Annotated in this window: 19 protein-coding genes, 7 tRNA genes, 3 rRNA genes and 1 other RNA gene; 10 read left to right on the plus strand and 20 right to left on the minus strand. The window is 37.3% G+C overall.

All coding sequences use genetic code 11. The annotated features are described in order from the left end of the window. Positions 1-3 precede the first annotated feature (3 nt). The 6 genes from METVI_RS0103930 to METVI_RS0103955 are packed head-to-tail and all read right to left on the minus strand — an operon-like array spanning position 4 to position 5,407. Positions 4-822 carry a UbiA family prenyltransferase gene (locus tag METVI_RS0103930; protein ID WP_004590433.1) on the minus strand — a complete coding sequence of 273 codons (819 nt, stop codon included), beginning with the start codon at positions 820-822 and terminating at the stop codon, positions 4-6. Beyond that, positions 806-1,741 carry an adenosylcobinamide-phosphate synthase CbiB gene (gene cbiB, locus METVI_RS0103935; protein ID WP_004590431.1) on the minus strand — a complete coding sequence of 312 codons (936 nt, stop codon included), beginning with the start codon at positions 1,739-1,741 and terminating at the stop codon, positions 806-808. Before cbiB ends, METVI_RS0103930 begins: the two co-directional genes overlap by 17 nt. After that, positions 1,741-2,229 (minus strand): MogA/MoaB family molybdenum cofactor biosynthesis protein, encoded by a 489-nt coding sequence (locus tag METVI_RS0103940; RefSeq protein WP_004590429.1) that lies wholly within the window; start codon positions 2,227-2,229, stop codon positions 1,741-1,743. The genes cbiB and METVI_RS0103940 overlap by 1 nt, the downstream gene beginning before the upstream one ends. A gap of 14 nt (positions 2,230-2,243) precedes the next feature. Then, complete coding sequence (locus METVI_RS0103945; RefSeq protein WP_017981051.1) at positions 2,244-3,851, minus strand: COG1361 S-layer family protein; 1,608 nt, start codon at positions 3,849-3,851, stop codon at positions 2,244-2,246. Then, complete coding sequence (locus METVI_RS0103950) at positions 3,844-4,989, minus strand: efflux RND transporter permease subunit (RefSeq protein ID WP_017981052.1); 1,146 nt, start codon at positions 4,987-4,989, stop codon at positions 3,844-3,846. The genes METVI_RS0103945 and METVI_RS0103950 overlap by 8 nt, the downstream gene beginning before the upstream one ends. After that, positions 4,973-5,407 carry a GbsR/MarR family transcriptional regulator gene (locus tag METVI_RS0103955; RefSeq protein ID WP_004590427.1) on the minus strand — a complete coding sequence of 145 codons (435 nt, stop codon included), beginning with the start codon at positions 5,405-5,407 and terminating at the stop codon, positions 4,973-4,975. Before METVI_RS0103955 ends, METVI_RS0103950 begins: the two co-directional genes overlap by 17 nt. Positions 5,408-5,535: 128 nt before the next feature. Here METVI_RS0103955 and METVI_RS0103960 point away from each other — a divergent pair, with 128 nt between their 5' ends. Then, positions 5,536-7,446, plus strand: coding sequence for a PINc/VapC family ATPase (locus METVI_RS0103960; protein ID WP_004590425.1), 1,911 nt, complete (start codon positions 5,536-5,538; stop codon positions 7,444-7,446). Positions 7,447-7,455: 9 nt separating this feature from the next. Continuing rightward, entirely contained in the window at positions 7,456-8,787 is a 1,332-nt protein-coding gene (locus tag METVI_RS0103965) for an FAD-dependent oxidoreductase (protein ID WP_004590424.1), read from the plus strand. Here the strand turns inward: METVI_RS0103965 and METVI_RS0103970 are convergent. Next, positions 8,769-9,080: a CxxCxxCC domain-containing protein gene (locus tag METVI_RS0103970; protein WP_017981053.1), complete on the minus strand. Its 312-nt coding sequence runs from the start codon at positions 9,078-9,080 to the stop codon at positions 8,769-8,771. The two genes, METVI_RS0103965 and METVI_RS0103970, sit on opposite strands and share 19 nt — an antisense overlap. A 72-nt stretch (positions 9,081-9,152) precedes the next feature. Between METVI_RS0103970 and METVI_RS0103975 the strand changes: the two genes are divergently transcribed. Beyond that, a complete protein-coding gene (locus METVI_RS0103975) occupies positions 9,153-10,136 on the plus strand; it encodes a sn-glycerol-1-phosphate dehydrogenase (protein WP_004595203.1) in 984 nt (327 codons plus the stop codon). 22 nt (positions 10,137-10,158) lie between these two features. Here METVI_RS0103975 and rnpB read toward each other — a convergent pair. From rnpB to METVI_RS0104035, 11 genes are all read right to left on the minus strand, one after another. Next, positions 10,159-10,413, minus strand: an RNA gene (gene rnpB, locus METVI_RS07235) — RNase P RNA component. 53 nt (positions 10,414-10,466) lie between these two features. Next, a 5S ribosomal RNA gene (gene rrf, locus METVI_RS0103985) occupies positions 10,467-10,581 on the minus strand. A gap of 46 nt (positions 10,582-10,627) precedes the next feature. Next, positions 10,628-13,638 (minus strand): 23S ribosomal RNA (locus METVI_RS0103990). A gap of 106 nt (positions 13,639-13,744) precedes the next feature. Beyond that, positions 13,745-13,820: transfer RNA gene (locus METVI_RS0103995), tRNA-Ala, on the minus strand. Positions 13,821-13,883: 63 nt separating this feature from the next. Continuing rightward, positions 13,884-15,371: ribosomal RNA gene (locus METVI_RS0104000) — 16S ribosomal RNA — on the minus strand. Together the 16S, 23S and 5S rRNA genes with 7 tRNA genes alongside form the textbook arrangement of a ribosomal RNA operon. Positions 15,372-15,569: 198 nt before the next feature. Further along, positions 15,570-15,641 (minus strand) — tRNA-His (locus METVI_RS0104005). A gap of 13 nt (positions 15,642-15,654) precedes the next feature. After that, positions 15,655-15,742: transfer RNA gene (locus METVI_RS0104015), tRNA-Leu, on the minus strand. 38 nt (positions 15,743-15,780) lie between these two features. Then, positions 15,781-15,855, minus strand: a tRNA-Glu gene (locus METVI_RS0104020). An 11-nt stretch (positions 15,856-15,866) separates the two neighbouring features. Continuing rightward, positions 15,867-15,941, minus strand: a tRNA-Ile gene (locus METVI_RS0104025). Between the two features lie 29 nt (positions 15,942-15,970). Further along, positions 15,971-16,046: transfer RNA gene (locus METVI_RS0104030), tRNA-Asn, on the minus strand. Positions 16,047-16,054: 8 nt separating this feature from the next. Continuing rightward, positions 16,055-16,131: transfer RNA gene (locus METVI_RS0104035), tRNA-Phe, on the minus strand. A gap of 147 nt (positions 16,132-16,278) precedes the next feature. On the opposite strand from METVI_RS0104035, the gene pgi reads away from it, so the two are divergent. The 5 genes from pgi to METVI_RS0104060 are packed head-to-tail and all read left to right on the plus strand — an operon-like array spanning position 16,279 to position 21,150. After that, the gene (pgi, locus tag METVI_RS0104040; protein WP_004589908.1) at positions 16,279-17,436 is read left to right on the plus strand and encodes a glucose-6-phosphate isomerase; all 1,158 of its coding nucleotides are present in this window, start codon (positions 16,279-16,281) and stop codon (positions 17,434-17,436) included. Continuing rightward, a complete protein-coding gene (locus METVI_RS0104045) occupies positions 17,412-18,842 on the plus strand; it encodes a bifunctional ADP-dependent NAD(P)H-hydrate dehydratase/NAD(P)H-hydrate epimerase (RefSeq protein ID WP_004589907.1) in 1,431 nt (476 codons plus the stop codon). The genes pgi and METVI_RS0104045 overlap by 25 nt, the downstream gene beginning before the upstream one ends. Next, complete coding sequence (locus tag METVI_RS0104050) at positions 18,839-19,714, plus strand: PHP domain-containing protein (protein ID WP_004589906.1); 876 nt, start codon at positions 18,839-18,841, stop codon at positions 19,712-19,714. The genes METVI_RS0104045 and METVI_RS0104050 overlap by 4 nt, the downstream gene beginning before the upstream one ends. 39 nt (positions 19,715-19,753) lie before the next feature. Beyond that, on the plus strand, positions 19,754-20,782 hold the full coding sequence (locus METVI_RS0104055; protein ID WP_004589905.1) for a H(2)-dependent methylenetetrahydromethanopterin dehydrogenase-related protein: 1,029 nt from the start codon (positions 19,754-19,756) through the stop codon (positions 20,780-20,782). 20 nt (positions 20,783-20,802) lie between these two features. Further along, positions 20,803-21,150: a roadblock/LC7 domain-containing protein gene (locus METVI_RS0104060; RefSeq protein ID WP_004589904.1), complete on the plus strand. Its 348-nt coding sequence runs from the start codon at positions 20,803-20,805 to the stop codon at positions 21,148-21,150. On the opposite strand, the gene METVI_RS0104065 is transcribed toward METVI_RS0104060, so the two are convergent. Further along, positions 21,137-22,024 (minus strand): PLP-dependent aminotransferase family protein, encoded by an 888-nt coding sequence (locus METVI_RS0104065; RefSeq protein ID WP_004589903.1) that lies wholly within the window; start codon positions 22,022-22,024, stop codon positions 21,137-21,139. The genes METVI_RS0104060 and METVI_RS0104065 overlap by 14 nt on opposite strands. Before the next feature lie 69 nt (positions 22,025-22,093). Between METVI_RS0104065 and METVI_RS0104070 the strand changes: the two genes are divergently transcribed. Beyond that, on the plus strand, positions 22,094-22,600 hold the full coding sequence (locus tag METVI_RS0104070; RefSeq protein ID WP_004589902.1) for a DUF367 family protein: 507 nt from the start codon (positions 22,094-22,096) through the stop codon (positions 22,598-22,600). Next, positions 22,600-22,743 carry a 50S ribosomal protein L40e gene (locus METVI_RS0104075; protein WP_004589901.1) on the plus strand — a complete coding sequence of 48 codons (144 nt, stop codon included), beginning with the start codon at positions 22,600-22,602 and terminating at the stop codon, positions 22,741-22,743. Before METVI_RS0104070 ends, METVI_RS0104075 begins: the two co-directional genes overlap by 1 nt. A 1-nt stretch (position 22,744) precedes the next feature. Here METVI_RS0104075 and METVI_RS0104080 read toward each other — a convergent pair whose 3' ends face one another. Beyond that, positions 22,745-23,830, minus strand: a complete 1,086-nt coding sequence (locus METVI_RS0104080; protein WP_004589900.1) for a 3-dehydroquinate synthase II — start codon at positions 23,828-23,830, stop codon at positions 22,745-22,747. Between the last annotated feature and the right edge of the window lie 24 nt (positions 23,831-23,854).

The raw sequence follows: 23,854 nt of genomic DNA on the forward strand, positions 1-23,854 counted from the left end.
GAATCACCTTATTAATGAGCTGATAATAAATGCTAATAATACTAGGTTCATAATAATTTTTATTTCTTTTGAAACTTCCTTAGCATTCTGATGTCTTAAAAGCTTAACTATTGATATTAAAAATAGAAAGTCACAAGCAGATATTAAGATAAGGTAATAGATATTGAAGATATTTAAAATGTATGGTATGAAGCTAAAAACAATAGCTAATATTAATAGAAAACCTGAGAAATATAATGATATCTTACCATATTTTATTGGTAATGAAACTACTCCTTTTAGTTCATCTCCTTTAATATCTTCAAAATCTTTTATTATCTCTCTAGCCCATGTTGCTAAAAATGAACATATAAATAAAATTATAGCAACTAACACCTCCTTACCAGCAGCAGCTCCAAATAGAAAAACAGAGCCAGTGAGATATGCTACAATAATATTTCCAAATATTTTTATTTTTTTAAAAGTTTTTGCATATAGATATAGTAATGAGCTATTAATTACAGCTATAATAAAAGCCAAAATGTTTATAAAGATACTTAACACTATCCCAATAATTAAAAAAGAGAATGATAACATCTTAGCTTCAAAAATTTTAACCCTTCCAGATGGTAAAGGGCGATAGGGTTTGTTTATTTTATCAATCTCTATATCATAAATATCATTTATTACATTTCCATAACCACATATAAAAAATATGGTTAAAAATATTAGTATTGCCTTATAATCAAAACAGAAATTACATGAAAGTAAATATCCTATAACTCCTCCAATACCAGCAGATATACAATTTTTCATTCTGATTAGTTCAATGAAAGCCTTCAAATAACCACCATAATAATGTATAGATCAATAAAAAAGCTATAATAGAATAGTCAATGGCTTTAAAAGCTCTTAAACTTTTATCTATATCTATCCTCCCATTTCCTAATTTATAATAACCTATTTTTTCTAAGCTCATATTTAAAGCATTTGCCAATGTAGCCATAGTAAATCCAGAGTTTGGAGAAGGAGTTTTTAAACTTTCAAATAAGAATCCATATAAAGCCCTCTTCCAATCTCCACCATAAAATGGAGCAGTTATTATTAATAAAAGTCCAGATATCTTTGAGGGTATAAAATTGAGAATATCATCTAATCTTGCTGCCAATTTTCCATAATAATAATACTTACTATTTTTATACCCTATCATTGCATCTAATGTATTTACTGTTCTATAAATAAAAGCCCCAACTAACCCAAAGAAGATAGCATAAAAAAGTGGTGATATAACACTATCAGTTAAATTTTCTGAAAGACTTTCTATTGAAGCTGAAAGAATATGTTCTTTATCTAAATCTTCTGTATTTCTACTTACAACATGTTTAACAAGCTCTCTAGCTTTTTCTAAATCTCCTTCAATTAGTGCTTCTATTGGTTTTATACAAAACTCCTTTAATGATCTATAGCCAATGGTTGTTGATAATAGTATTGCATATAGAAGATAAGATAAATGTTTTGGAAGTGCAAGTATAAGCTTTTCAACTATATAGCTAATGTATCCCACTATTAGGATGGTTGTTACTGTTACAACACTACCAAATAAAAAATCTCTTATTTTATTATTAGAGTATGTTGATGGTAACAATCTTTCTAATAATGATATTAACCTTCCAATAAGTACTGTAGGGTGCACTTTTTCATTTGGCTCTCCAAATATCACATCAACAATTATAGTTATATATAAAATTATAGGGTTTATCATTATATTTCCCTTAAATGTCCAATAATATGCCCAGACTCCTCTTTGATAATTTTAACTGCAGTTTTACAAGCATTAATTGAGCCAGGTATGGCATATACTAGTTTATCTTTGACAATTCCAGCAGTAGCTCTTGATAGTATGGATGAGAAACCTACTTCATTATAGCTTAGAATTTGGAAAGCTATTTTAAAACCCTCTAATTCTTTTTCAATAATCTCTTTAACAGCTTCAACAGTATTATCTCTCTTGGCTATTCCTGTTCCACCAGTTAATACCACACAATCAATATCATCTTTATTTATTAAATACCTTACAGCCCCTTTTATCATATCCTTTTCATCAGGTATGAGAAGATGGTATTTTGCTTTTAATTCATTCTTTAAAAACTCCCCAGATTCATCTTTAAAGCTTTCTCCTTTTATAAACTTTTCAAATCTACTATCACTGACAGTTATAATGGCATATCTAACATCTAACCTCTTATGCATGTTCTCACAAAAATTTATTTAGATCTCTTAAATAAGTATCCTATGATGAATATAGCTACAATAATTAATAAAATAATATATAATAAACTGTTATCTGATTTTTTCCCTTCAACAATAACTTTTAATGGTTTTTGGTAAATATAAACATTATCATCTCCTATCTCACTATCTCCAGCACATCTTATTTCTAATGTAATAAAATACTCTTTACTTGGTGCAGATCTATCTACATTTATCTTTAGAACCCCCTCGCCAGTTTCATTAGGTTCAAGAGTTCCAATGCTATCACTTTTTAAAGGATAGTCAAATGGCTGACCTGAGTTCCTAATGGCTGATATTCTAACTCTTTCAGCTTTTTCATTACCAGTGTTTTTTATCTTTATAAGGACAGTATTCTCCTTTCCAGCTTCAACTTTAACCTCTTTAGTGAGGATTTCAAAAAGGGGTTTTGGTTTAATGTATATATCAATATATTTTATTAAGTTATGTTTGATATTCTCAGTGTCAAGATAGCTTATATTTATTGGAAGTTTGTAATGTTTTGCTTCAGCATTTTTATCTACATCTATATAAAATGAAACTGTCTTTGAACTTCCAGGAAGGAGATTTCCAATATCTTTTATATTACAATTACTCCAACTATCCTTAAATGGTTCTTCTGTTATCAACCTCAACTTAACATCTTTAGCTTCTTCATGGCCATTGTTTGTAACAGTTACATCAACCCTAACATAGCTGTCTCCTGCTTTTATCTCTTTAGGTTCAGTTATAACATTAGCTATCCCTAATAATATATCTCCTTTCACATAAACTGGGATATTAATAAGTTCTGCTCTTTCAGAACCATCATCATCAATCCATTTAATTACTGCTGGTAGGTTATAAACTCCTTGGTTAGCTTTTGGAGAAACATAAAGTTTAGCTGTAATAACTTTATATTCATTAACTTTCATTGTACCTAAATAGAATTTACTATCTCCAACAGGAGACACTATTAAATTATTTAATGGTATTGGTGTTGGATGATAGATGTTAATTTCATCCCTCTTTGTTACTGAATAATAGCTTTTTGTTACTGATGAGCTTCCTGCTACAATTGAGTTTAACTGATATCCTATGTATAGGCAAACATCCTTACCTTTCCCATTACCTGTATTTATTACATAGATTTTAACATCCTTAGTTTTTGAAGGGATTAGTGAGAAGTTTCCATTTATTAAAAAATTAGCTTTTCCATACACAGGTAAATAGAAAAGCTTTGTAAAGCTGTAAGTGTAATTATCTCTATCATAGCTGACATTAATATCTATCCTATAATTCCCTGTTTCAGCATTTTCATTCACATGTAGCTTAAAATAAGCTGTATAAGGTTCTCCTTCATCTAAATGGTCTATAATAACAGTCCCTTTTATAGGATTAACCTGCTTAATTTCAAATGGATAATGAGGGGATATAGTTATTTTTATGTCTTTGATTTCATCACTATAATCATTATAAATTTTTATCCATAAATCTACATCATCTCCAGGGTGGATAATTTTTGGGTTATACTCAGGCTCTTCTATTTGTAATGCCATTATAGAAGATATTATTATTGGAAGAAGAAGGAGTTTTTTATTCATTCTTTTCACCTTTTATTAGTGGTAGGATATATCTATCTTCAATAATGAGTAGAGAGGGTAAAAGGGTGAGAACAACAATCATACAGAATGTTATTCCAAGAGCACAAACTTTTCCCAAATTAACCATCATAGGTAATGGAGCTAAAACAAGAGCTAAGAAACCAGCTACAGTTGTTGCAGTTGTAGCCATAACAGCTGATCCTGTCTCAACAACAGCTATTTCAATAGCTTTATCTACAGGCAATCCTTTTCTTTTTTCTTCATTATACCTATGCATAAGATGTATTCCATAATCAATCCCAAGCCCTAAAATTAATGAACCTATCCCTGCAGTTGCCATATCTAATGGAATACCTAGCAAACCCATAACTCCTCCAGTCCAAATAACGGAGATTGCAACAGGAATTAGTGGTAAAAAGCTTGAAATTGGTTTTTTAAAGTATAAAAATAAGATTATCAATATAGCCACAAGTCCAACAACTGTTGTGAAAGTTTGACTTTCTTTCATCAGATTATACAATAATTCTCTTAATGGAGGGGTGCCTGTGTATATAACTTCAACCCCTGGAGGGAAGGGTGATTCATACATATAGCTTTTAACTTGCTTTAATATTCTAAATAGTTTCTTTTGATCCCCTCCTGCATCAGTAAAAGCATGTATTATCATCATTGAATAATCAGAATTGAACATCTTTCTTCTTTGCTCTTCAGGAAGTTTTTTCAATAAATCTTTAACCTGATCTAAACTGTCAGGAACTTTTCCATTGTTTAACTTTATTATTGTATCTACAGGAGAATTCACATTAGTAATTCCATCTATAGTCCTAATATTATCTTCTAACTCTTTAACTGCTCTTAAAACTCTTGGATCTCTTATATCTATAACTTTATCACTAGCATCTGATGGAACAATTTTTACAGTTATTGTTATAATATCAGTCCCTCCAAACTCATCTCTAACTTGATAGAGTGTTTTTACAATCTCATTATTTTGAGGTAAGAATTTCTCAAATGCTGTTTGTGATTTTATATTAGTAGCGGATATAGCCATGAATAGAGTTATAATAAATATAATGCCCAAAACAGTAAAAGGATGTTTTTCAGAAAAATTAGCTATTTTTTTAAATATTTTCCTCATTATTAATCTCCTCCAGGACTTTAAGTATCTTTTCAGACAGATTTTTCATTTTTTCAAGTTTTTTTAGTTTATCTTTTGGTAATTTTGAGTCTTTAACAGATTCATATGTTTTAGAGATGATTTCATATTTTTTCTTAGCAATATCTTTTATTGAGGAAAATCTGTCTTCAACCACATAATAATTCCTTCTCTTTCCTATTACCATAACCTTTCTTATAAAACCTAACTCCTCTAACTTCTTTAATCCCATACTCACATTTCCTTTACTTATTTTCAACTTTTCAACTATATCTGGAATTGATAATGGCTCATCTGACAAAAATAATACAGCATATATAGCTCCAATGGATTTACTCAATCCATGCAGTTTAGATATCTCTGAAAACATCTCAATAATCTTTTTCTCATAATCTTCCATACTCACCACATGTTCAAAATGTTCAAAAATTTTTAAAAAAATAGAAATATAAAAACTTTTCGACTATAAAAAAAGTTATATCTCATATGCAAATATTTTTAATGATGTTAATTTATTAGGTGATTAATATGAATTTAGAAGAAAGAAAAAAATTAGAAGCTAAGAAGATAGATGAGCTTGAATTAATTGGAAAAAAGGTTTGTGTTGATACATGTGTTATTATTGATGGTAGAATATCTGAATTAATTGATAAAGGTAAGCTTAGTGAAGCAACAGTAATAATTCCTGAAGCTGTAATTTCTGAATTAGAGTATCAAGCTAACATGGGAAGAGAGATAGGATATCAGGGAATTGAAGAGTTAAGAAAAATAACAGAAAAAGCAGCTAATTATGGAATAAAAATAGAATATTATGGTGAAAGACCTAGTAAAGAAGCTATTGAGCTTGCTAGAAGTGGGGAAATAGATGCAATAATTAGGAAAGTGGCTAAAGAGACAGGGGCTATATTATTAACAAGTGATTGGATTCAATATAATTTAGCTGTAGCTCAGGGAATAGAGGCTTATTATTTAGAGACTTTAGAAGAGGAGATAGAATTAATTCTAAATAAATATTTTGATGAAGAGACAATGTCTGTTCATTTAAAAGAGGGATGCTTACCATATGCAAAGAAAGGTAAGCCTGGGAATGTTAAACTTGTTCCTATAGGAGATAAAGAGCTAACAAAAGAAGATATGGAAGAAATTATTGATAATATTATAAAATATGCTGAACAAAATAATGGTTTCTTTGAAATTCAGAGGAAAGGGGCAACTGTTATACAATTAGGAAATATAAGAATTTCTATAGCAAGACCTCCATTTTCAGATGCTTTAGAGGTTACAGCTGTTAGGCCAATTATTAAAGCTAAATTAGAAGATTATGGAATATCTGATAAACTTATGGAAAGGTTGAAAGAGAGAGCAGAGGGAATATTTGTATCAGGACCACCAGGTAGTGGAAAATCTACATTTGTAGCAGCTTTAGCAGAGTTTTATAGAAGTCAGGGGAAGATAGTTAAAACAATGGAAAGCCCAAGAGATCTACAAGTTAGTAAAGAAATTACCCAATATGCTCCATTAGAAGGAGATATGGAGAAAACATGTGATATTCTTTTATTAGTTAGGCCTGATTATACAATATATGATGAAGTAAGGAAAACTAGGGATTTTGAAATATTTGCTGACATGAGAATGGCAGGAGTAGGAATGGTAGGGGTTGTTCATGCTTCAAAACCTATAGATGCAATACAAAGATTGATTGGAAGGGTGGAATTAGGAGTGATTCCTCAAGTTGTAGATACAGTTATATTTATTAAAGATGGAAAAATTGAAAAGGTTTATGAGTTAGACTTTACAGTTAAAGTTCCACATGGTATGTTTGAGGAAGATCTTGCTAGGCCTGTTATAGAGGTTAAAGATTTTGAGACAGGAAAGGTTGAATATGAGATATATACATATGGAGAACAAGTTGTAGTTATGCCTATAAAAGGAGAGGAAGTTAGAAAACCAATATATAGTTATGCTGAAGAGAAATTAGAAGAAATATTAAAAAAACTACTTCCAAGAAAAGCCAAGCCTATAGTTAAAGTTACTGGAGATGATTCTATAAATCTCTATGTTCCTGAAAGATATATAGGCTCTATTATAGGAAAAGGTGGGAAAGAAATAGCTAAATTAGAAGATATCTTAGGGTTAAGAATCTCTGTTAAAGAAAAAGAAGAGGAAGAAAGGAAAGAGATGGAAAATATTAGAAGAAAGTATGAATATGTTACTGAGTTAGAATCTACAAAAATTTATGAGACTGATAAACATATAATTATTGATGTTGGAGAAGATTATGCTGGAGAGAATATCAGAATATATGTAGATGGGAAGTTATTAACTACAGTTACTGTAAGAAATGATGGAACTGTAAGAATAAATAAAAATACAGTAGTTGGAAAAAATTTATTAAAATCAATTGAAGAAGGAAGAGATATTTATATTGATCTATATTAGGTGAGATATTTGAGAGTTGTAATAGTAGGTTCAGGAGCTGCAGGACTTACAGCAGCATCAACTGTAAGAAAGTATGATAAGGAGAAGGAGATTATTGTTATAACCAAAGAGAGAGATATTGCCTATTCTCCCTGTGCTATTCCATATGTTATTGAAGGAACAATAAAGAGTTTTGAAGATATTATAATGCATAAGCCTGAAGATTATAAAAAAAGAAAAAATATTGATGTTTTAACAGAAACTGAAGTTATTGATATAGATAGTAGAGGTAATAAAGTAGTTTTAGATAATGGAGAGAAAATAGATTATGATTACCTTGTACTATCTACAGGTTCTACTCCATTTATTCCTCCAATTAAGGGAGTTAATTTAGATGGGGTTTTTACAGTAAAGACAATAGATGATGGTAGAAGGATACTTAAATATATTGAAGAGAATAATTGTAAAAGAGCAGTTATTGCTGGTGCTGGAGCTATTGGATTGGAGATGGGTTATGCTCTAAAAAAGAGAGGTTTAGATGTTTTAATTGTTGAAATGGCTCCACAGATATTACCAAGATTTTTAGATCCTGATATGGCAGAAATTGTTCAAAAGTATTTGGAGAGTGAAGGAATAAGATTTATTTTATCAAAGCCTTTAGAGATGATTATTGGAGATGATAAGGTTAAGGGAGTAGTTGTTGGTGGAAAAGAATTTGATGCTGATATAGTTATTCTATCAACTGGGGTCAGACCAAATATAGATTTAGCTAAAAAAGCTGGATGTAAAGTTGATAAGGCTATAGTTGTTGATGAATATATGAGGACTTCTATAAAAAATATCTATGCTGCAGGAGATTGTGTGGAGGTAGTGGATTTTATAACAGGGGAAAAAACTTTGTCTCCATTTGGTTCAACAGCTGTTAGACAAGGGAAGGTTGTGGGTTTAAATATAGTTGGAAAAAATGTAGAATTTCCACCAGTATTAAATTCTGCAGTGAGTAAAATAGGATCATTAGAAATTGGGGGTACTGGATTGACAGCATTTTCAGCAAATTTAAAAAGAATTCCTATTGTAATTGGTAAAGCTAAAGCATTAACAAGGGCTAGGTATTATCCTGGTGGAAAAGATATTTATGTAAAATTAGTTTTTGGAGAAGATATGAAAATTTTAGGATGTCAAATAATTGGTGGAGAGAGAGTAGCTGAAAGAATAGATTTAGTAAGCTTAGCTATATATAATGGAGTAAAAGCTGAAGAATTATGTAAAATGGAGCACTGCTATGCTCCTCCTGTGGCAATGGTTAATGAACCAATATCTTTAGCAGCTGAAGAGGCTTTAAATTATTTTAAAAATCTATAAAATCTTGGTTCTTCATAGTTTTTTAAGTTTTTAACATATGGACAGTCTTTAGGAAAAACTCCAGCTAATATTCCTTCTAAAACTGTTAGACATCCATATTCAAATCTTTTATCATATACTTTACATAACTTTTTTTCTTTATCAAAATGCTCACAATATATCAGCTCTACCTTATTATCCCTTTTATATGCATGAATTATACAACATCTTCCACATCTTTCACATAATTCATCAGGAAAAAGTTCTTCACTTATTTTTATTGCTCTTTCTTTTTTATATCTTAATGTTTTCAAAGATCCCACCAAGAAAGTTTTTTGTAAATTAACATCTCTAATATTATATATATTTAACCTTAAGGTGAAAATGTGAGAATAATAACTCCAAGATACACTATAATAGAGGATCATGCAATTAATCATCTTAATGATATTTTGAAAAAATTGTCAATAAACAATCCTTTAGTTATAACAGGAAAAAAAACTAAAAAATTTGCTCCAAAAGAGTTTGATTTTATCTATTACTCTGAACTTCCTGAAAGGATTTCTGGTTATGATGCTATTATAGGTGTAGGTGGAGGAAGGGCTATAGATTATGGTAAATATTTAGCCTATAAAAATGACCTACCTTTTATCTCAATCCCTACAACAGCATCTAATGATGGAATAGCTTCACCAATAGTTTCTATAAAACAGCCTTCTTTTATGACGGTTTCACCTATAGCAATAATAGTTGATACAAAAATAATAGAAAAGTCTCCAAAGAGATTATTAGCATCAGGTTTTGGAGATATAGTTTCAAATATTACTGCTGTCTTAGATTGGCAGTTAGCATATAAAGAGAAAGGGGAGAAATATAGTGAAAGCTCTGCTATTTTTTCAAAAACCGTAGCAGAGGAAATATTAAACTATGTTTTAAGCTCTGATTTAAAAGAATTTCATAAAAAATTAGCTAAAGCTCTTGTAGGTAGTGGAATTGCTATAGCCATAGCTAACTCTTCTCGCCCTGCTTCTGGATCAGAGCATTTATTTTCTCATGCATTAGATTATTTAAAAGAGAAATATAAGCTAGATGTAGATAGCTTACATGGAGAACAGTGTGGATTTGGAGCTATTATAATGAGCTACTTGCATGAAAAAGAAAATAAAAATTTAACAAATTTACATATAAGAATAAGAGAAGCTTTAAGAAAAGTAAAAGCTCCAACAACTATAGAAGAGTTAGGTTTTGATAAAGAGGTTATTATTGAAGCTCTTTCAATAGCTCATAAAATGAGAGATAGATGGACTATTTTAAGAGAAGGTATATCAAAAGAGAAGGCTAGAAAAATTATAGAAGAATTATTTTATTAAATTATTTTATTAATTGTTTTGGGTATGGGGGCTATAGCCCGCCTTCTGTAATTTCGGTGGCATTCGGCTAAGCGCCTTAACGGCTTGCACCCCAGGCAGGGGAGGTGCCCGTTTCACCGATTCCCTGGGGATTGTCAACTTTTTCTATCATCCACATCCCCCCAGGGCCGTGTCGTTTCTGTTGCACCTCCCGCTCCCTCTCGGGAGCATCTGCCTATATTGGGGTGGGCGGAACTTCCTCCCCTCAATAAGAGGGGAGAGCCACCAGCCCCCTTACCCAATCAAATTAATTTGAATTTATAAATTAATAAATTAAAAATAAAAAATAGTGGCTGGCAACTTTACTCCTTTCCCGCCAAAAGGCAGTACTCGGAGTAACGTAGAGGGGCTTAACTTCCGTGTTCGGGATGGGAACGGGTGTAGCCCCCTCGCTATGGTCGCCATACCATGAGCCGCGCATAGGTCCCCATCCTTATTTGGTGTCTGGACACCTTACCGAGCCCTCGGGCGATTAGTACCGGCGGGCTGAACGCCTCGGCCAAAAAGGCCTCGGCGCTTACACCCCCGGCCTATCAACCCGCTCTTCTAGCGGAGCCCTCGTCCCCTTTACGGGGAATGGCCGCCTATTTTCGGGGAGGGTTTCGGGCTTAGATGCCTTCAGCCCTTATCCCTTAGCGCGTAGCTGCCCGGCGATGCCCTGCCGGACAACCGGTAGACCAGAGGCGCCGGCGGCTCGTTCCTCTCGTACTAGAGCCACCTTCCCCTCAGGCGGCCAACACCCCCAGCAGATAGCAACCAACCTGTCTCACGACGGTTTAAACCCAGCTCACGATCCCCTTTAATGGGCGAACAGCCCCACCCTTGGGCCCTGCTGCAGGCCCAGGATGGGAAGAACCGACATCGATGTAGCAAGCCGCGGGGTCGATATGGGCTCTTGCCCGCGACAACTCTGTTATCCCCGGGGTAGCTTTTCTGTTATCCCTGGCCCCCATCGGTGAGGCACAGGGGTTCGCTAGGCCCGGCTTTCGCCTCTCGGTCGGCCTCTTTTACCGACCGAGTCAGGCCGGCTTTTGCCCTTGCACTCAACGGCGGAGTTCTGACCCGCCTGAGCCGACCTTTGGGCCCCCCTGATGCCTTTTCAGGGGGGTGCCGCCCCAGCCAAACTGCCCACCTACCGGTGTCCCCGCTTACGCGGGTTAGGGACGTGGCCATGGGTGGGTGGTGTCCCATGGGCGGCTCCACCACCCCCGGAGGGGTGGCTTCGACGCCTCCCACCTACGCTGTGCACCCACGGCCACGCCCCAACGGCAGGCTGCAGTAAAGCTCCACGGGGTCTTCGCTTCCCGCTGGGGGTCTCCGGCCTTTGCACCGGAAAGGTAGGTTCACCGGGATCCGGCCCGGGACAGTGGGGGTCTCGTTACGCCATTCATGCAGGTCGGAACTTACCCGACAAGGAATTTCGCTACCTTAAGAGGGTTATAGTTACCCCCGCCGTTTACCGGCGCTTCGCCCGGTTGTACCCGGGTTTCACGTACCGGCACTGGGCAGGCGTCGGCCCTGGTACACACCCTTACGGGCTAGCCAGGACCTGTGTTTTTATTAAACAGTCGGACCCCCCTGGTCACTGCGACCTGCGGTCCCCTCATAAAGAGAAGACCGCAGGCACCCCTTCTCCCGAAGTTACGGGGCCAATTTGCCGACTTCCCTGGGCCGGATTACCCCGACACGCCTTAGGATACTCGCCTAGGGGCACCTGTGTCGGTTCTGGGTACGGTCACCGGGGATCCTTGCCAGCTCCCTTTTCACGGGCTCCAGGGCTCAGCCGAACCCTCCAAAAGGAGGGCCCATCACGCTTTTGCCCGGTTCTCGCCATTACGGCACTCCCCGGGCTTATGCGCTTGGCCACCCTGGCAAGGGTGGTCGGCCTACCCCGAAGCGTCGGGAGCTGGCCTTGCGTTGCCGCACGTACCCCGGTGGCGCCGGAATATTAACCGGCTTCCCTTTCCCCCCTAGGGAATTACCCCGGGGGTTAGGACCGGCTAACCCACCGCTGACGACCATAGCGGTGGAAACCTTGCCCCTTCGGCGGTGGGGATTTTCACCCCACTTTGCTGTTACTACTGCCGGGATTCTCGTTCCCGCGTGGTCCACCCCTGCTCACGCAGAGGCTTCTACCCACGCGGGACGCCCCCCTACCGGATCATCCCTTTTCGGGATGCCCCCGGGTCTCGGCGGCCGGCTTAGCCCCCGTTATCTTCGGGGCCCCCGACCTCGACGGGTGAGCTGTTACGCACTCTTTAAAGGATGGCTGCTTCTAAGCCAACCTCCCCGCTGTCTTAGGCCGGGGACACCCTTCTCATTTACACTTAGCCGGCACTTAGGGGCCTTAACCCGGGTCCGGGTTGTTCCCCTCTCGGACGTACGGCTTACCCGTACGCCCTCACTCGGGGGCTAAGGCGATGACGGGTTCGGAGTTGGACAGGGTGCCGAGGGCTTTCGCCCCCAAACACCCTATCCGTGGCTCTACCCCGCCATCTACCTAACCCCCGGCTGTCCTGCGGGACATTTCGGGGGGAACCAGCTATCTCCGGGCTCGATTGGCTTTTCACCCCTAGGCCGGGGTCAGAGGAGCACTTTGCATTGTAACACCCCTGCGGGCCTCCACCCCTCTGATGAGGGGCTTCACCCTGCCCCGGCCTAGATCGCCCGGTTTCGGGTCGTACGGGTGTGACTCCGGGCCCTTTCGGACCCCGCCCCTCGGCAGAGCCTGCGGGCATGTCGGTTTCCCTACGCCTCCGGGGTTAAACCCCTTAGGCTCGCCACACCCGTACACTCCCCGGCCCGTTTTTCGAAACGGACGGCACGACCCCGGCATACCCCTCCTCGTACTCCTCCCTCGCGGGAGTTTCCTTCGGAGGGGTTACCTTAAGGGCCGTGCCATTCTGTCCCCACCTGGTTTCAGGCTCTTTTCACCCCCCGCTAGGGGTGCTTTTCAGCTTTCCCTCACGGTACTAGTGCGCTATCGGTCTCGGGACGTATTTAGGGTTGGAGGCCTAATGTCCCCCAGCTTCCCGCGCGATATCCAACGCACGGTACTCAGGGACAGCCCAGGATCCATGTTGGTTACGCCTACGGGGCTTTCACCCTCTATGGCGCCCCATTCCAGGGGACTTCGGCTTCCCAACATGGATCCATTATGGGCTGCCCTGCAACTCCACATCTCCCTTCCCTTACGGGAAGGGATTCGGTTTGCCCTATGCCGGTTTCGGTCGCCCCTACTCCCGGCATCTCGGTTGATTTCTTTTCCTGCGGGTACTCGGATGTTTCTTTTCCCCGCGTTCCCGCTCCCTAACGGGAGCGCCCCAAATGGGGCAGGAAGTCCCATTCGGGGATCCCGGGTTCTACGGCTGCCTGCGCCTCCCCCGGGCTTATCGCAGCTTGCCACGCCCTTCCTCGGCGCCCGAGCCGAGCCATCCACCAGGTGGGGTTACGGCTCGGTAAGGTGTCCAGATTTCACCTTAAGGATGGGGACCTATGCGCGGCTCTCATCTATATCGAGCCCTTCACCCACAACCCTAATGAGTTGTGGGCTGCATAAAAAAATAATTTGGTGGACCCGGAGGGATTTGAACCCTCGGCCTCCGGCTTGCAAGGCCGGCGCTCTCCCAGCTGAGCTACGGGCCCACATCCTTCTGAGGCAAGCCCACGACTGGTTTTTAGTGCCCTGCAGCAACCAGCTTTTTTCTCGGGAGGTGATCCAGCCGCAGGTTCCCCTACGGCTACCTTGTTACGACTTCGCCCCCCTCGCCGGACCCAGGTTCGACCCACCCCTTAACGGAATGGGCCTCACCTGGACCCGACTCGGGTGGCGTGACGGGCGGTGTGTGCAAGGAGCAGGGACGCATTCACCGCGCCATGGTGAGGCGCGATTACTACGGATTCCGGCTTCACGAGGGCGAGTTACAGCCCTCGATCCGAACTAAGGCCGGGTTTAGGGGATTCGCTCCCCCTTTCGGGGTCGCGTCCCATTGTCCCGGCCATTGTAGCCCGCGTGTAGCCCAGGGGATTCGGGGCATGCGGACCTGTCGTTGCCCGCACCTTCCTCCGGCTTTGCGCCGGCGGTCCCCCATGAGTGCCCTCCCCCCGGAGGGGGAGATGGCAACATGGGGCACGGGTCTCGCTCGTTACCTGACTTAACAGGACGCCTCACGGTACGAGCTGACGACGGCCATGCACCACCTCTCGGCTCGTCTGGCAAGGTCGTCAACCTGGCCTTCATCCTGCCGTCGCCCCTGGTGAGATTCCCGGCGTTGAATCCAATTAAACCGCAGGCTCCACCCGTTGTAGTGCTCCCCCGCCAATTCCTTTAAGTTTCAGTCTTGCGACCGTACTCCCCAGGCGGCGGACTTAACGGCTTCCCTTCGGCACCGCGCCAGCCCGAAGCTGACGCGACACCTAGTCCGCAGCGTTTACAGCCGGGACTACCCGGGTATCTAATCCGGTTTGCTCCCCCGGCCTTCGTCCCTCACCGTCGGACCCGTTCCAGCCGGGCGCCTTCGCCACAGGTGGTCCCCCAGGGATCAACGCATTTCACCGCTACCCCTGGGGTACCCCCGGCCTCTCCCGGTCCCAAGCCCAGCAGTATCCCCGCCAGCCCCACGGTTAAGCCGTGGGATTTAAGCAGGGACTTACTGGGCCGGCTACGGACGCTTTAGGCCCAATAACAGTGGCCACCACTTGGGCCGCCGGTCTTACCGCGGCTGCTGGCACCGGACTTGCCCAGCCCTTATTCCCGGAGCTGTTAACACTCCGGAAAAGCCCTGGCAGAGCCAGGGCACTCGGGGTCCCCTGGTCGGGCTTTCGCCCATTGCCAAGGTTTCGCGCCTGCTGCGCCCCGTAGGGCCTGGACCCGTGTCTCAGTGTCCATCTCCGGGCTCCCCCTCTCAGGGCCCGTAGGGATCGTAGGCTTGGTGGGCCGTTACCCCACCAACTACCTAATCCCCCGCAGCCCCATCCTCGGGCGGGCCTAAAGGCCCTTTCGGGGAGGGATCATTCCAGACCTCCTCCCCTATGGGGGATTAGCCTCAGTTTCCCGAGGTTATCCCCCACCCGAGGGTAGGTTAGCCACGTGTTACTGAGCCGTGCGCCGGTGGCGTTCCAAAAGGAACGCCCCCTTGACTCGCATGGCTTAGTCGGACCCCGATAGCAGTGGCCTCCGGCAGGATCAACCGGAATTAAATGGGAGCACAGTCGCAAGAAAGGATCAACCTTGAGCTGGTTGCTGCAGGGTTTCACCACCAGTCGTGGGCTTGCCTCAGTCCCGATCCTTCCCGGATCGGGAACGCATCTCAACTGCACCTTATAGGCTAGTAGTGTATATTGAATTGTTTTTAGGTTTAGAACAAATGATATTATAAAAAAATAAAAAATAAGGGCCGGGACCGGGAATTGAACCCGGGTCAGGGGATCCACAGTCCCCCAGGATGGCCACTACCCCACCCCGGCCACTACTAACTTATGGTGCAGGGGGTGGGATTTGAACCCACGAACCCCTACGGGACCGGGTCCTAGGCCCGGCGCCTTTGGCCAGGCTTGGCGACCCCTGCACAGATGGAATTTTTGAATAAATAAACTTTATAAATAATGCTCCGGCCGGGATTTGAACCCGGGTCGCGGGCTCGAAAGGCCCGCATGATTGGCCGGACTACACCACCGGAGCAATTAAAATAATGGGCCCGGAGGGATTTGAACCCTCGGCCACTCGGTTATGAGCCGAGCGCTCTGACCAGGCTGAGCTACGGGCCCTATGAAAATAATGAAAAAAGAGTAAATATTGGCGCCCCCAGCAGGATTCGAACCTGCGACCTACGGATTAACAGTCCGTCGCTCTACCAGCTGAGCTATGGGGGCACATGAACTGGTGCCGCGGGGGAGATTTGAACTCCCGACAACTGGATCTTCAGTCCAGCGTTCTCCCGGGCTGAACTACCGCGGCACTACATCAGCATTATTCTTAAATAACATCACTAATATATAAACTTTTCGGTAAGTTATATCTACAAATTTAAATTTAAAAATATAAAAAAATAAATAATATTATTTACTAATTATAATAATATTAAATAATAATTTGGTGAAGCAAATGATAAACTTTAACTATGAAAATATTTTAAAATTAAATGAAATAGATATAAAATTTGATTATAAGGAATACTACAATAGATTTTTAAATAAATTGGAAAATACAGTAGGTTTTAGAAAGGCTATTTTTGAAGATATAAATAAATATAAAATAGAGAAAGCTGAAGATGTAGTAGTTATAGGTATGGGAGGATCAATATTAGGTACAGAGACAGTTTATTATGCATTAAAAGGCTATAATAAATTAAATAATGCATATTTCTTAGATAATACTGATCCTGAAAAAATTGTCAAAATAATAAATGAGATTAAAGATAAAGAACCTCTTATATATGTTGTTAGTAAATCAGGAAATACATTAGAAACTATAGTTAATTATAACTTAATAAAAAAAGAAGTTAAAGGAGATTATATATTCATAACTAATGGTGGTAAGCTTTTAGAAGAAGCTAAAGAAAAAGGATATTATATAATGAACATACCTGAAAATGTCCCTGGGAGGTATTCTATATTTACAGCTGTTGGGTTAGCTCCATTATATTCATTAAATGTCAATATAGATAGATTAATTAATGGTGCTAAATATATGGATAAAATATTTTTAGAAGAGGATTTTTATAAAAACTATCCTATCATAAATGCTATTATCCATTATCTTTATGAAAAGAGAGGTGTAGATATAGCTGTGCTAATGAGTTATGTTGAATCTTTATATCATTTTGGAGAATGGTTTAAACAATTGTTAGGGGAAAGTTTAGGTAAAGAGGGAAAAGGAATAACTCCTCTGTTATCTATAGGAGCTAAAGATCAACATTCACTTTTACAGCTATATATGGATGGAAAGAAAGATAAGATAATAACATTTTTAACTGTAGAGAAATATAGGGATGACATTGAAGTAGAGTATAATAATAAGATTTTTAAGCTTTCTGAAATTATAAAATATGAACAACTAGCAACAGAAAAAGCTTTAACTAATAATAAAGTTCCAAATGTAAAAATAACATTAGAAGAAGTAAAAGAAGAATGTTTGGGAGCTTTATTATATATGTATATGCTACAGATTGGATTTATGGGAGAGTTGTATAATATTAATGCATATAATCAGCCAGCAGTTGAGGAGGAGAAGAGAATATGTTTAGAGATGATGATGAAATAAAAATTTTTTATGAAATAAAAGAGAAAATAGGAGAAAAAGAAGTTATTTCTCCAAAAGAAATGGCTATAATTGATGAAAATGCTGAATATTTAGGAATAAATAGATTAATGTTAATGGAAAATGCTGGTAGGGCTGTATATGAAGAAATAAAAGATAAAGAAGGAGAATTTATAATATTTTGTGGTGTGGGGAATAATGGTGGAGATGGTTTTGTAGTAGCTAGGCACTTAAATAAAGCTACTGTAATACTATTGGGAAAAGAGGATGAAATAAAAACATATGAAGCAAGAGAAAATTTTAAGATATTAAAAAATCTCTCAATTTTTGGAAATATAAAAATAAGAGAAATAAGGCATGTGAATGAGATATGTGATATCTTTGAAAGACTAAAAGAGGGGAAATATATTATTATAGATGCCATGCTTGGCACTGGGCAGAGAGGGGAGCTTAGAGAGCCATATAAGAGTGTTGTTAGTGAATTAAATAAATTAAAAGAGAGAAATAAAGAGTTATTTATTGTGAGTGTAGATGTTGAGACAGGAGATTTAAAAATTGATTTAACAGTGACTTTTCACAAGAAAAAGAATTTGAATAAAAATGCTATTATAAAAGATATAGGCATCCCAAAAGAAGCTGAATGGATAGTTGGATTTGGAGATATTAAGGCATTAAATTTAATAGAAAATAAACATAAAGGGAAAAATGGAAAAGTTTTAATAATTGGAGGTAGTAAAGACTATTTTGGAGCCCCAATATTAGCAGGATTGGCAGCTTTAAAAATTGTTGATATTGTTGGAATTCTCTCAGTGGATAAAGTTATTAGAAAGATAACTCATCCAGAGTTTATATTATATAGTTTAGAAGGAGATTATGTTAATAATGTTGATTATGCCTTAGAAGTTGCTGATGGTTATGATGTTGTAGTAATTGGTAATGGTTTATCTGTTAATGAGAAAACTAAAGATTTTGTTAATGAGTTTATTAATAATTATGAAAAGAAATTAGTTATTGATGCTGATGCTATAAAAGTTATCAATTATCATAAATTTGATTTTAGGGAGGATGTTATATTCACCCCCCATAAAAAAGAGTTTAACTACATAAAATTCTCTTCAATCCCAGAATCAACCATTTTATTAAAAGGAAAAAAGGATATAATATTCAATAGTAAAAATGTAAAGATAAATTTAACAGGGAATAAAGGTATGACTAAAGGAGGAACAGGAGATGTGTTGGCTGGTTTAACAGGAGCTATATTTGCTAAAAATGATCCTTTTATATCTGCATGCTCTTCAGCATTTATAAATGGTTATGCAGCTGATCTTTTATTAAAAGAAAAAGGCAGTTATTATACACCTATAGACATTATTAATAAAATTCCTAATGTATTAAGGCTGATAAAATGAAAGCTGATCTACATATTCATACAAAATACTCAGGCATATCTAAGTTTTGGAAATTGAAATTTCCAGATTCTGTTGAAGAGCCAAAAAACATTTTAAAAGTTGCTAAGAAAAAGAGAATTGATATAGTAGCTATAACTGATCACAATACCATTAGGGGAGGGCTGGAAACAAAAAAGATAGCTAAAGATTATGGAGTTGAAGTTATTGTTGGATCAGAAATTATGAGTAAGGATGGAGAGATCATTGGATTGTTTCTAAATGAGGAAATACCAAAAGGTCTTTCAGCTGAAGAAACCATAGAAAGAATAAAGGAGCAAGGAGGTTTAGCTATAGCTCCACATCCATATAGTCCAATATGTAAAGGTTTAGGGGATAAAATATTTTCATTAGATTTAGATGGTGTTGAAGTATTCAATGCTTACCATAGAGATGGAATAATAAACAATATAGCTTTAAGTAAAGTTATTAAAAATTATCATAAAAAGAGATATGCTTTCATTGGAGGTAGTGATGCACATATAGCTATGATGGTGGGAAATGCTTACACACTATTTGAAGGAAATTCTGCAGATGATTTATATAAAGCTATAAAAAAGAAAGAAACAACATTTTCTGGAAACTTAACTCCACTATATCAAGCTATTCTATGGAGTTATAAAGTTGTGTTAAAATCTGAGAAAATGATTATCAGTTCTCTATTCTTTAATGGGAATGACTATATAAAATCTATAAAACTTTATAAGAAGCTATTGGCTATGTTTGGAGGATTTTTATATATTTTCACTCCTCTACCAATATTTTCAGGTTTTCTTGGAAATTATTATCTTAAGAGATTAGCTAAAAAGAAAATGAAAAATTATTTATTAGAGTAAAATATTATAAAATAATAAACTTAAATTTTATGTGGTAAAATGAAAATTTCTGTATATGGGGCGGGAAATCAAAGGTTATATATAGATAAGCTAAAACTTCATAAAAAATTTAATGGAAAACCCCCATATGGCGGAGCTAAGATAGCTATGGAGTTTGCTGAAGTAGGACATGATGTCATACTGTCTGAACCAAATAGAAATGTTATGAAAGAGGAGTTATGGAAATGTGTTAAAGATGTAGGTGTAAAAGTGGTTAATGATGATATTGAAGCAGCTAAGCATGGAGAGGTTCATATATTATTCACACCTTTTGGAAACCATACTATAAAAATAGCTGAGAAAATTGTTAGAAATGTCCCAAAAGATGCTATTATATGTACCACCTGTACCCTTTCTCCACTAGTTCTATACTACAGCTTAGAAAAGATCTTAAAATTTGAAAGGAGAGATGTTGGAATAAGTTCTATGCATCCTGCCTCTGTTCCAGGCACAGAATTGCATAAACATTATGTAATATCTGGAAAAACTTTAGATGGAAAAGAGTTGTGTAGAGAAGAGCAAATAAATAAGTTGGTGGAGCTTTGCAAGAGTGTAAATAAAAAACCCTACCTTATCCCCGCAGGAGTTTCCTCTGCTTTGGCGGATATGGGTTCTTTAGTAACAGCTGTTGCATTGGCAGGTATATTGGATTACTATACAGTAGGTAGAAAAATAATAAATGCCCCTAAAAAGATGATTGAACATCAAGTTATGATGAGTTTATATGTTCTAGCTTCAATAGTAGAAACTTCTGGGATAGATGGGTTATTAAAGGCTATTGATCTTGATTTGCTAATTAATTCAGCCTCTTCTATGAAATTAATAGATGATCAAAAAGATTTATTATCAGCTTTAGAAATCCTTAAAAACTTAAAAAATGATATTTTAGAAGAAAGTAAAAATGCTGAATTAAAAGAAACTTGTTTTGTAGCCTCACAGTCATTAGTTAAAGAGATAAAGTCACTTATAGGAGGAGCTGCTGCAGAAGGAGCTATAAAGAGGAGCACAATAAAACTATTTAAACAATAAAAAACTTGGAGGGGGTATTATTGATAGATAGAGTTCTATTAGAGTTAAATAAAACTGAAGGTATAAAAGGTAGTTTAGTTGTAGGTAAGGATGGTTTGATAATAGCTTCACAGCTGTCAGGAAATATTGATGCAGAGTTGGTAGGGGCTATGGTTTCAGCTGCTTATGGAGCTGCTGAAAGGACAGCATCAGAAATAGGTATTGGAAAATTGGAACAGATAATGGTTGAGAGTGAGCATGGAAAAATACTAGCTTATGATGCTAATGAGGCTATTTTGGCTATATTAACAGAACCAAAAGTTAATTTAGGGTTGGTAAGAATTGTTGCAAAAAAGGCAAGAGATAAAATAAAGACTATGCTAGAGTAGTGATTATATAATTAATTACATCCTCTTCCAATTCTTTATAATCAATTTTTTTTGTTTCAAAAACTATCCCTTTTTTTAATAGCCTATTATAATTTGGACATATAGTTGTAAGACTTTTAAAATTGTCTAACATAATTTTACTGTTTATTTCTTTAGCCTTTTCTTTTGGATTATCACATTCTATAAATATTGATAATCCTTCATGCTCTTTAAAATAACAATCAATTTCCTTTTTTATTTTATAATTAGCTTTAATATATGTTTTATAAACCTTTTCAGCATCTATTAGCTCTTCTTTTAATAATCCAAAATAATTTATAGTTTTATATGTTTTAGCAATTTCTTTTATTTTTTCCAGATCTAAATTGGAGTTTTTAGCAATACCTAAAAAACCTCCATAGCCACAGTTTAATATCTTAGGAGATCCTGTAGAGCAGATAATTACATCTCCATAACCACAATCTCCACCAATCTTACCTGATATATCTTCTATGAAAAGGATTTCATTCTCATTGCAAATCTTCCTTATCTCTTTTAAAGGCTGTTCTGCTAGATATCCAGCTAGTGAAGTTACCAACAGAGCCCCTCCTTTTATTTTAGACAATATATCTAAATCTATAATTCCAAAGTTGGTTTTTAAAATTTCAAAACTTTTATTTAATACCTTTGGGTATTTTAGAAATCCTTCCCATCCTCCCATATCAGGAATGTAAAATTTATCAGCTAAAAACATTGAAAGAAAAACGCCTGAGCTACCTGATGGCAAGAAAATAATATCATATTCGTTATTTAATAAATGATTTATAATCCTTATAACTTCTCTCTTATCTCCTTCTTTATTTGCTAACCTAACTCTTCTATATCTTAAAATCAACATATCACCCAAAACATTTAAATAGCTGTTAAGTTTTATAATTAAGGCAAAACTTTTATATTGATAACTATGAGATTATTTATTTATCATGCAAATCAATGTAATCCAAAAAAATGCACATCTCTAAAAATGGCTAAATTAGGAAAAGCTATTATAATAAAAAATCCATATAAGATTCCAAAAAATTCTTTAATTTTAAATCCATTTGCAGAAAAAGCCATTTCTTCGGAGGACAGAGATATTATTGAAAAATTTGGGATAACTGCTTTTGACTGTTCATGGAAAGAAGCTGAGAGTATTTTTAAAAAATTCAGGTTTAAAAATGAAAGAGCTTTGCCATTTTTAATAGCTGCAAATCCTATAAATTATGGAAAACCTTTTATGTTATCTACTTTAGAAGCATTTATTGCATCTCTTTATATAGTAAATCTTAAAAATGAGGCTTATGAATTAACAAAGTGTTTTAAGTGGGCAGAAACATTTATAAATATTAACTATGAACTATTAGAAAGATACTCAAAAGCTAAAAATTCAAAAGAGATTGTGGAAATACAAAAAGAATATATGGTGAGATAATGCCTTTTGAGGAAGCAATAAAAAGGATATTTAATAAAAAAATATGTATGAGATGTAATGCAAGAAATCCATGGAGAGCAGAAAAATGTAGAAAGTGTGGATATACAAAACTTAGACCAAAAGCAAAAGAGCCAAGAGGATAAATTATTTTTCTATTATTTTCTCTTTTATAGCCATTCCAAAGTGCCTAGCAGATTCATCATATTTTATTAAAACTTCATCTCCAGGCTTTAAATCAACTATTGATATAGGATTTCCATCTTTACCTACTAATCTAATTGTTTCAGCATTTTGTAAAATAACTCTTACAATATCTCCTTTATATTCTGCCTCTACTAACATTAGAGGTCTTCTTTCTATTTTCACTCTTCCAACTATAGCTTCTCTAGCATTTCCATCTTTATCAACAATTAGCACTTTATCTCCAGCTTTTAATTCTGATAGATATTTTGTTTTATTTCCAGGACATAAAATATAGCTATGAACTGCTCCAGCATTAACTCTAAATGGTCTTGTTTCTACATATGGATTTTCAACAGTTTCAGAATGAACCAAAAAGAAACCCCTTGAATAGGATCCAACTAACATTCCTTCTCCAATGCTCATTAGTGAGCATGTGTCTATACAAACTCTATCTCCACTACCAATAGGTTCTACCCTTTTTATTACAGCAGTATCAAGTTTTATCTTTTCTTTATTCATTTCATCTATTAGCTTAGACAACTCTTTTATATCCTCTAAACTTTTTGGTGATAGAACTACTCCATCTGTACCTTTTTCTAGAATTTCATATGCAGTTTTTGCTTCTTTAACATCATCAACACAAGCTATTATTTTGACATCCCTATTAAATAAATCAGCTATTAAATTTTCTAATGGAATAATTTTCCAATCTTCACCTTTTAATATAATATTATCAACAAACCCAAATCTTGCTATTTCTGAAGCTAGTTCTTCATCTTCCTTACCTTCTATAGGAATAAAAACAGCAGTTTCTTTTCCAAGTTCTTTAGCCTTCTTTAAAAAGTTAATATCATCATTTTTATTAATAATAACTATATCTGCATCTAAACTGTGAGAGGCTACTTTAATATTCCCAAGTTCTTTTATCTTCTCTATATCCTCAGGATCAGCAACTACAACTGGTATTGATGATTCTAAAGCCATTTTTACTTTCTCTTTCTTTTCTTCCCAATCATCCCCATCTATCTTTATCCATCCAAATTTCATACTATCACCAAAATTATTGATAAA

The organism is Methanocaldococcus villosus KIN24-T80 (assembly GCF_000371805.1).
Classification (GTDB): domain Archaea; phylum AGJL01; class Methanococci; order Methanococcales; family Methanocaldococcaceae; genus Methanocaldococcus; species Methanocaldococcus villosus.

Excerpts from the sequence above, each read along its gene's own strand:
- METVI_RS0104055 (WP_004589905.1), top strand. The coding sequence starts at position 19,754 with ATGAAAATTTCTGTATATGGGGCGGGAAATCAAAGGTTATATATAGAT.
- METVI_RS0103940 (WP_004590429.1), bottom strand. The coding sequence starts at position 2,229 with ATGCATAAGAGGTTAGATGTTAGATATGCCATTATAACTGTCAGTGAT.
- METVI_RS0104070 (WP_004589902.1), top strand. The coding sequence starts at position 22,094 with ATGAGATTATTTATTTATCATGCAAATCAATGTAATCCAAAAAAATGC.
- METVI_RS0104045 (WP_004589907.1), top strand. The coding sequence starts at position 17,412 with ATGTTTAGAGATGATGATGAAATAAAAATTTTTTATGAAATAAAAGAG.
- pgi (WP_004589908.1), top strand. The coding sequence starts at position 16,279 with ATGATAAACTTTAACTATGAAAATATTTTAAAATTAAATGAAATAGAT.
- METVI_RS0104050 (WP_004589906.1), top strand. The coding sequence starts at position 18,839 with ATGAAAGCTGATCTACATATTCATACAAAATACTCAGGCATATCTAAG.
- cbiB (WP_004590431.1), bottom strand. The coding sequence starts at position 1,741 with ATGATAAACCCTATAATTTTATATATAACTATAATTGTTGATGTGATA.
- METVI_RS0103950 (WP_017981052.1), bottom strand. The coding sequence starts at position 4,989 with ATGAGGAAAATATTTAAAAAAATAGCTAATTTTTCTGAAAAACATCCT.
- METVI_RS0103955 (WP_004590427.1), bottom strand. The coding sequence starts at position 5,407 with ATGGAAGATTATGAGAAAAAGATTATTGAGATGTTTTCAGAGATATCT.
- METVI_RS0104080 (WP_004589900.1), bottom strand. The coding sequence starts at position 23,830 with ATGAAATTTGGATGGATAAAGATAGATGGGGATGATTGGGAAGAAAAG.
- METVI_RS0103960 (WP_004590425.1), top strand. The coding sequence starts at position 5,536 with ATGAATTTAGAAGAAAGAAAAAAATTAGAAGCTAAGAAGATAGATGAG.
- METVI_RS0104075 (WP_004589901.1), top strand. The coding sequence starts at position 22,600 with ATGCCTTTTGAGGAAGCAATAAAAAGGATATTTAATAAAAAAATATGT.
- METVI_RS0103945 (WP_017981051.1), bottom strand. The coding sequence starts at position 3,851 with ATGAATAAAAAACTCCTTCTTCTTCCAATAATAATATCTTCTATAATG.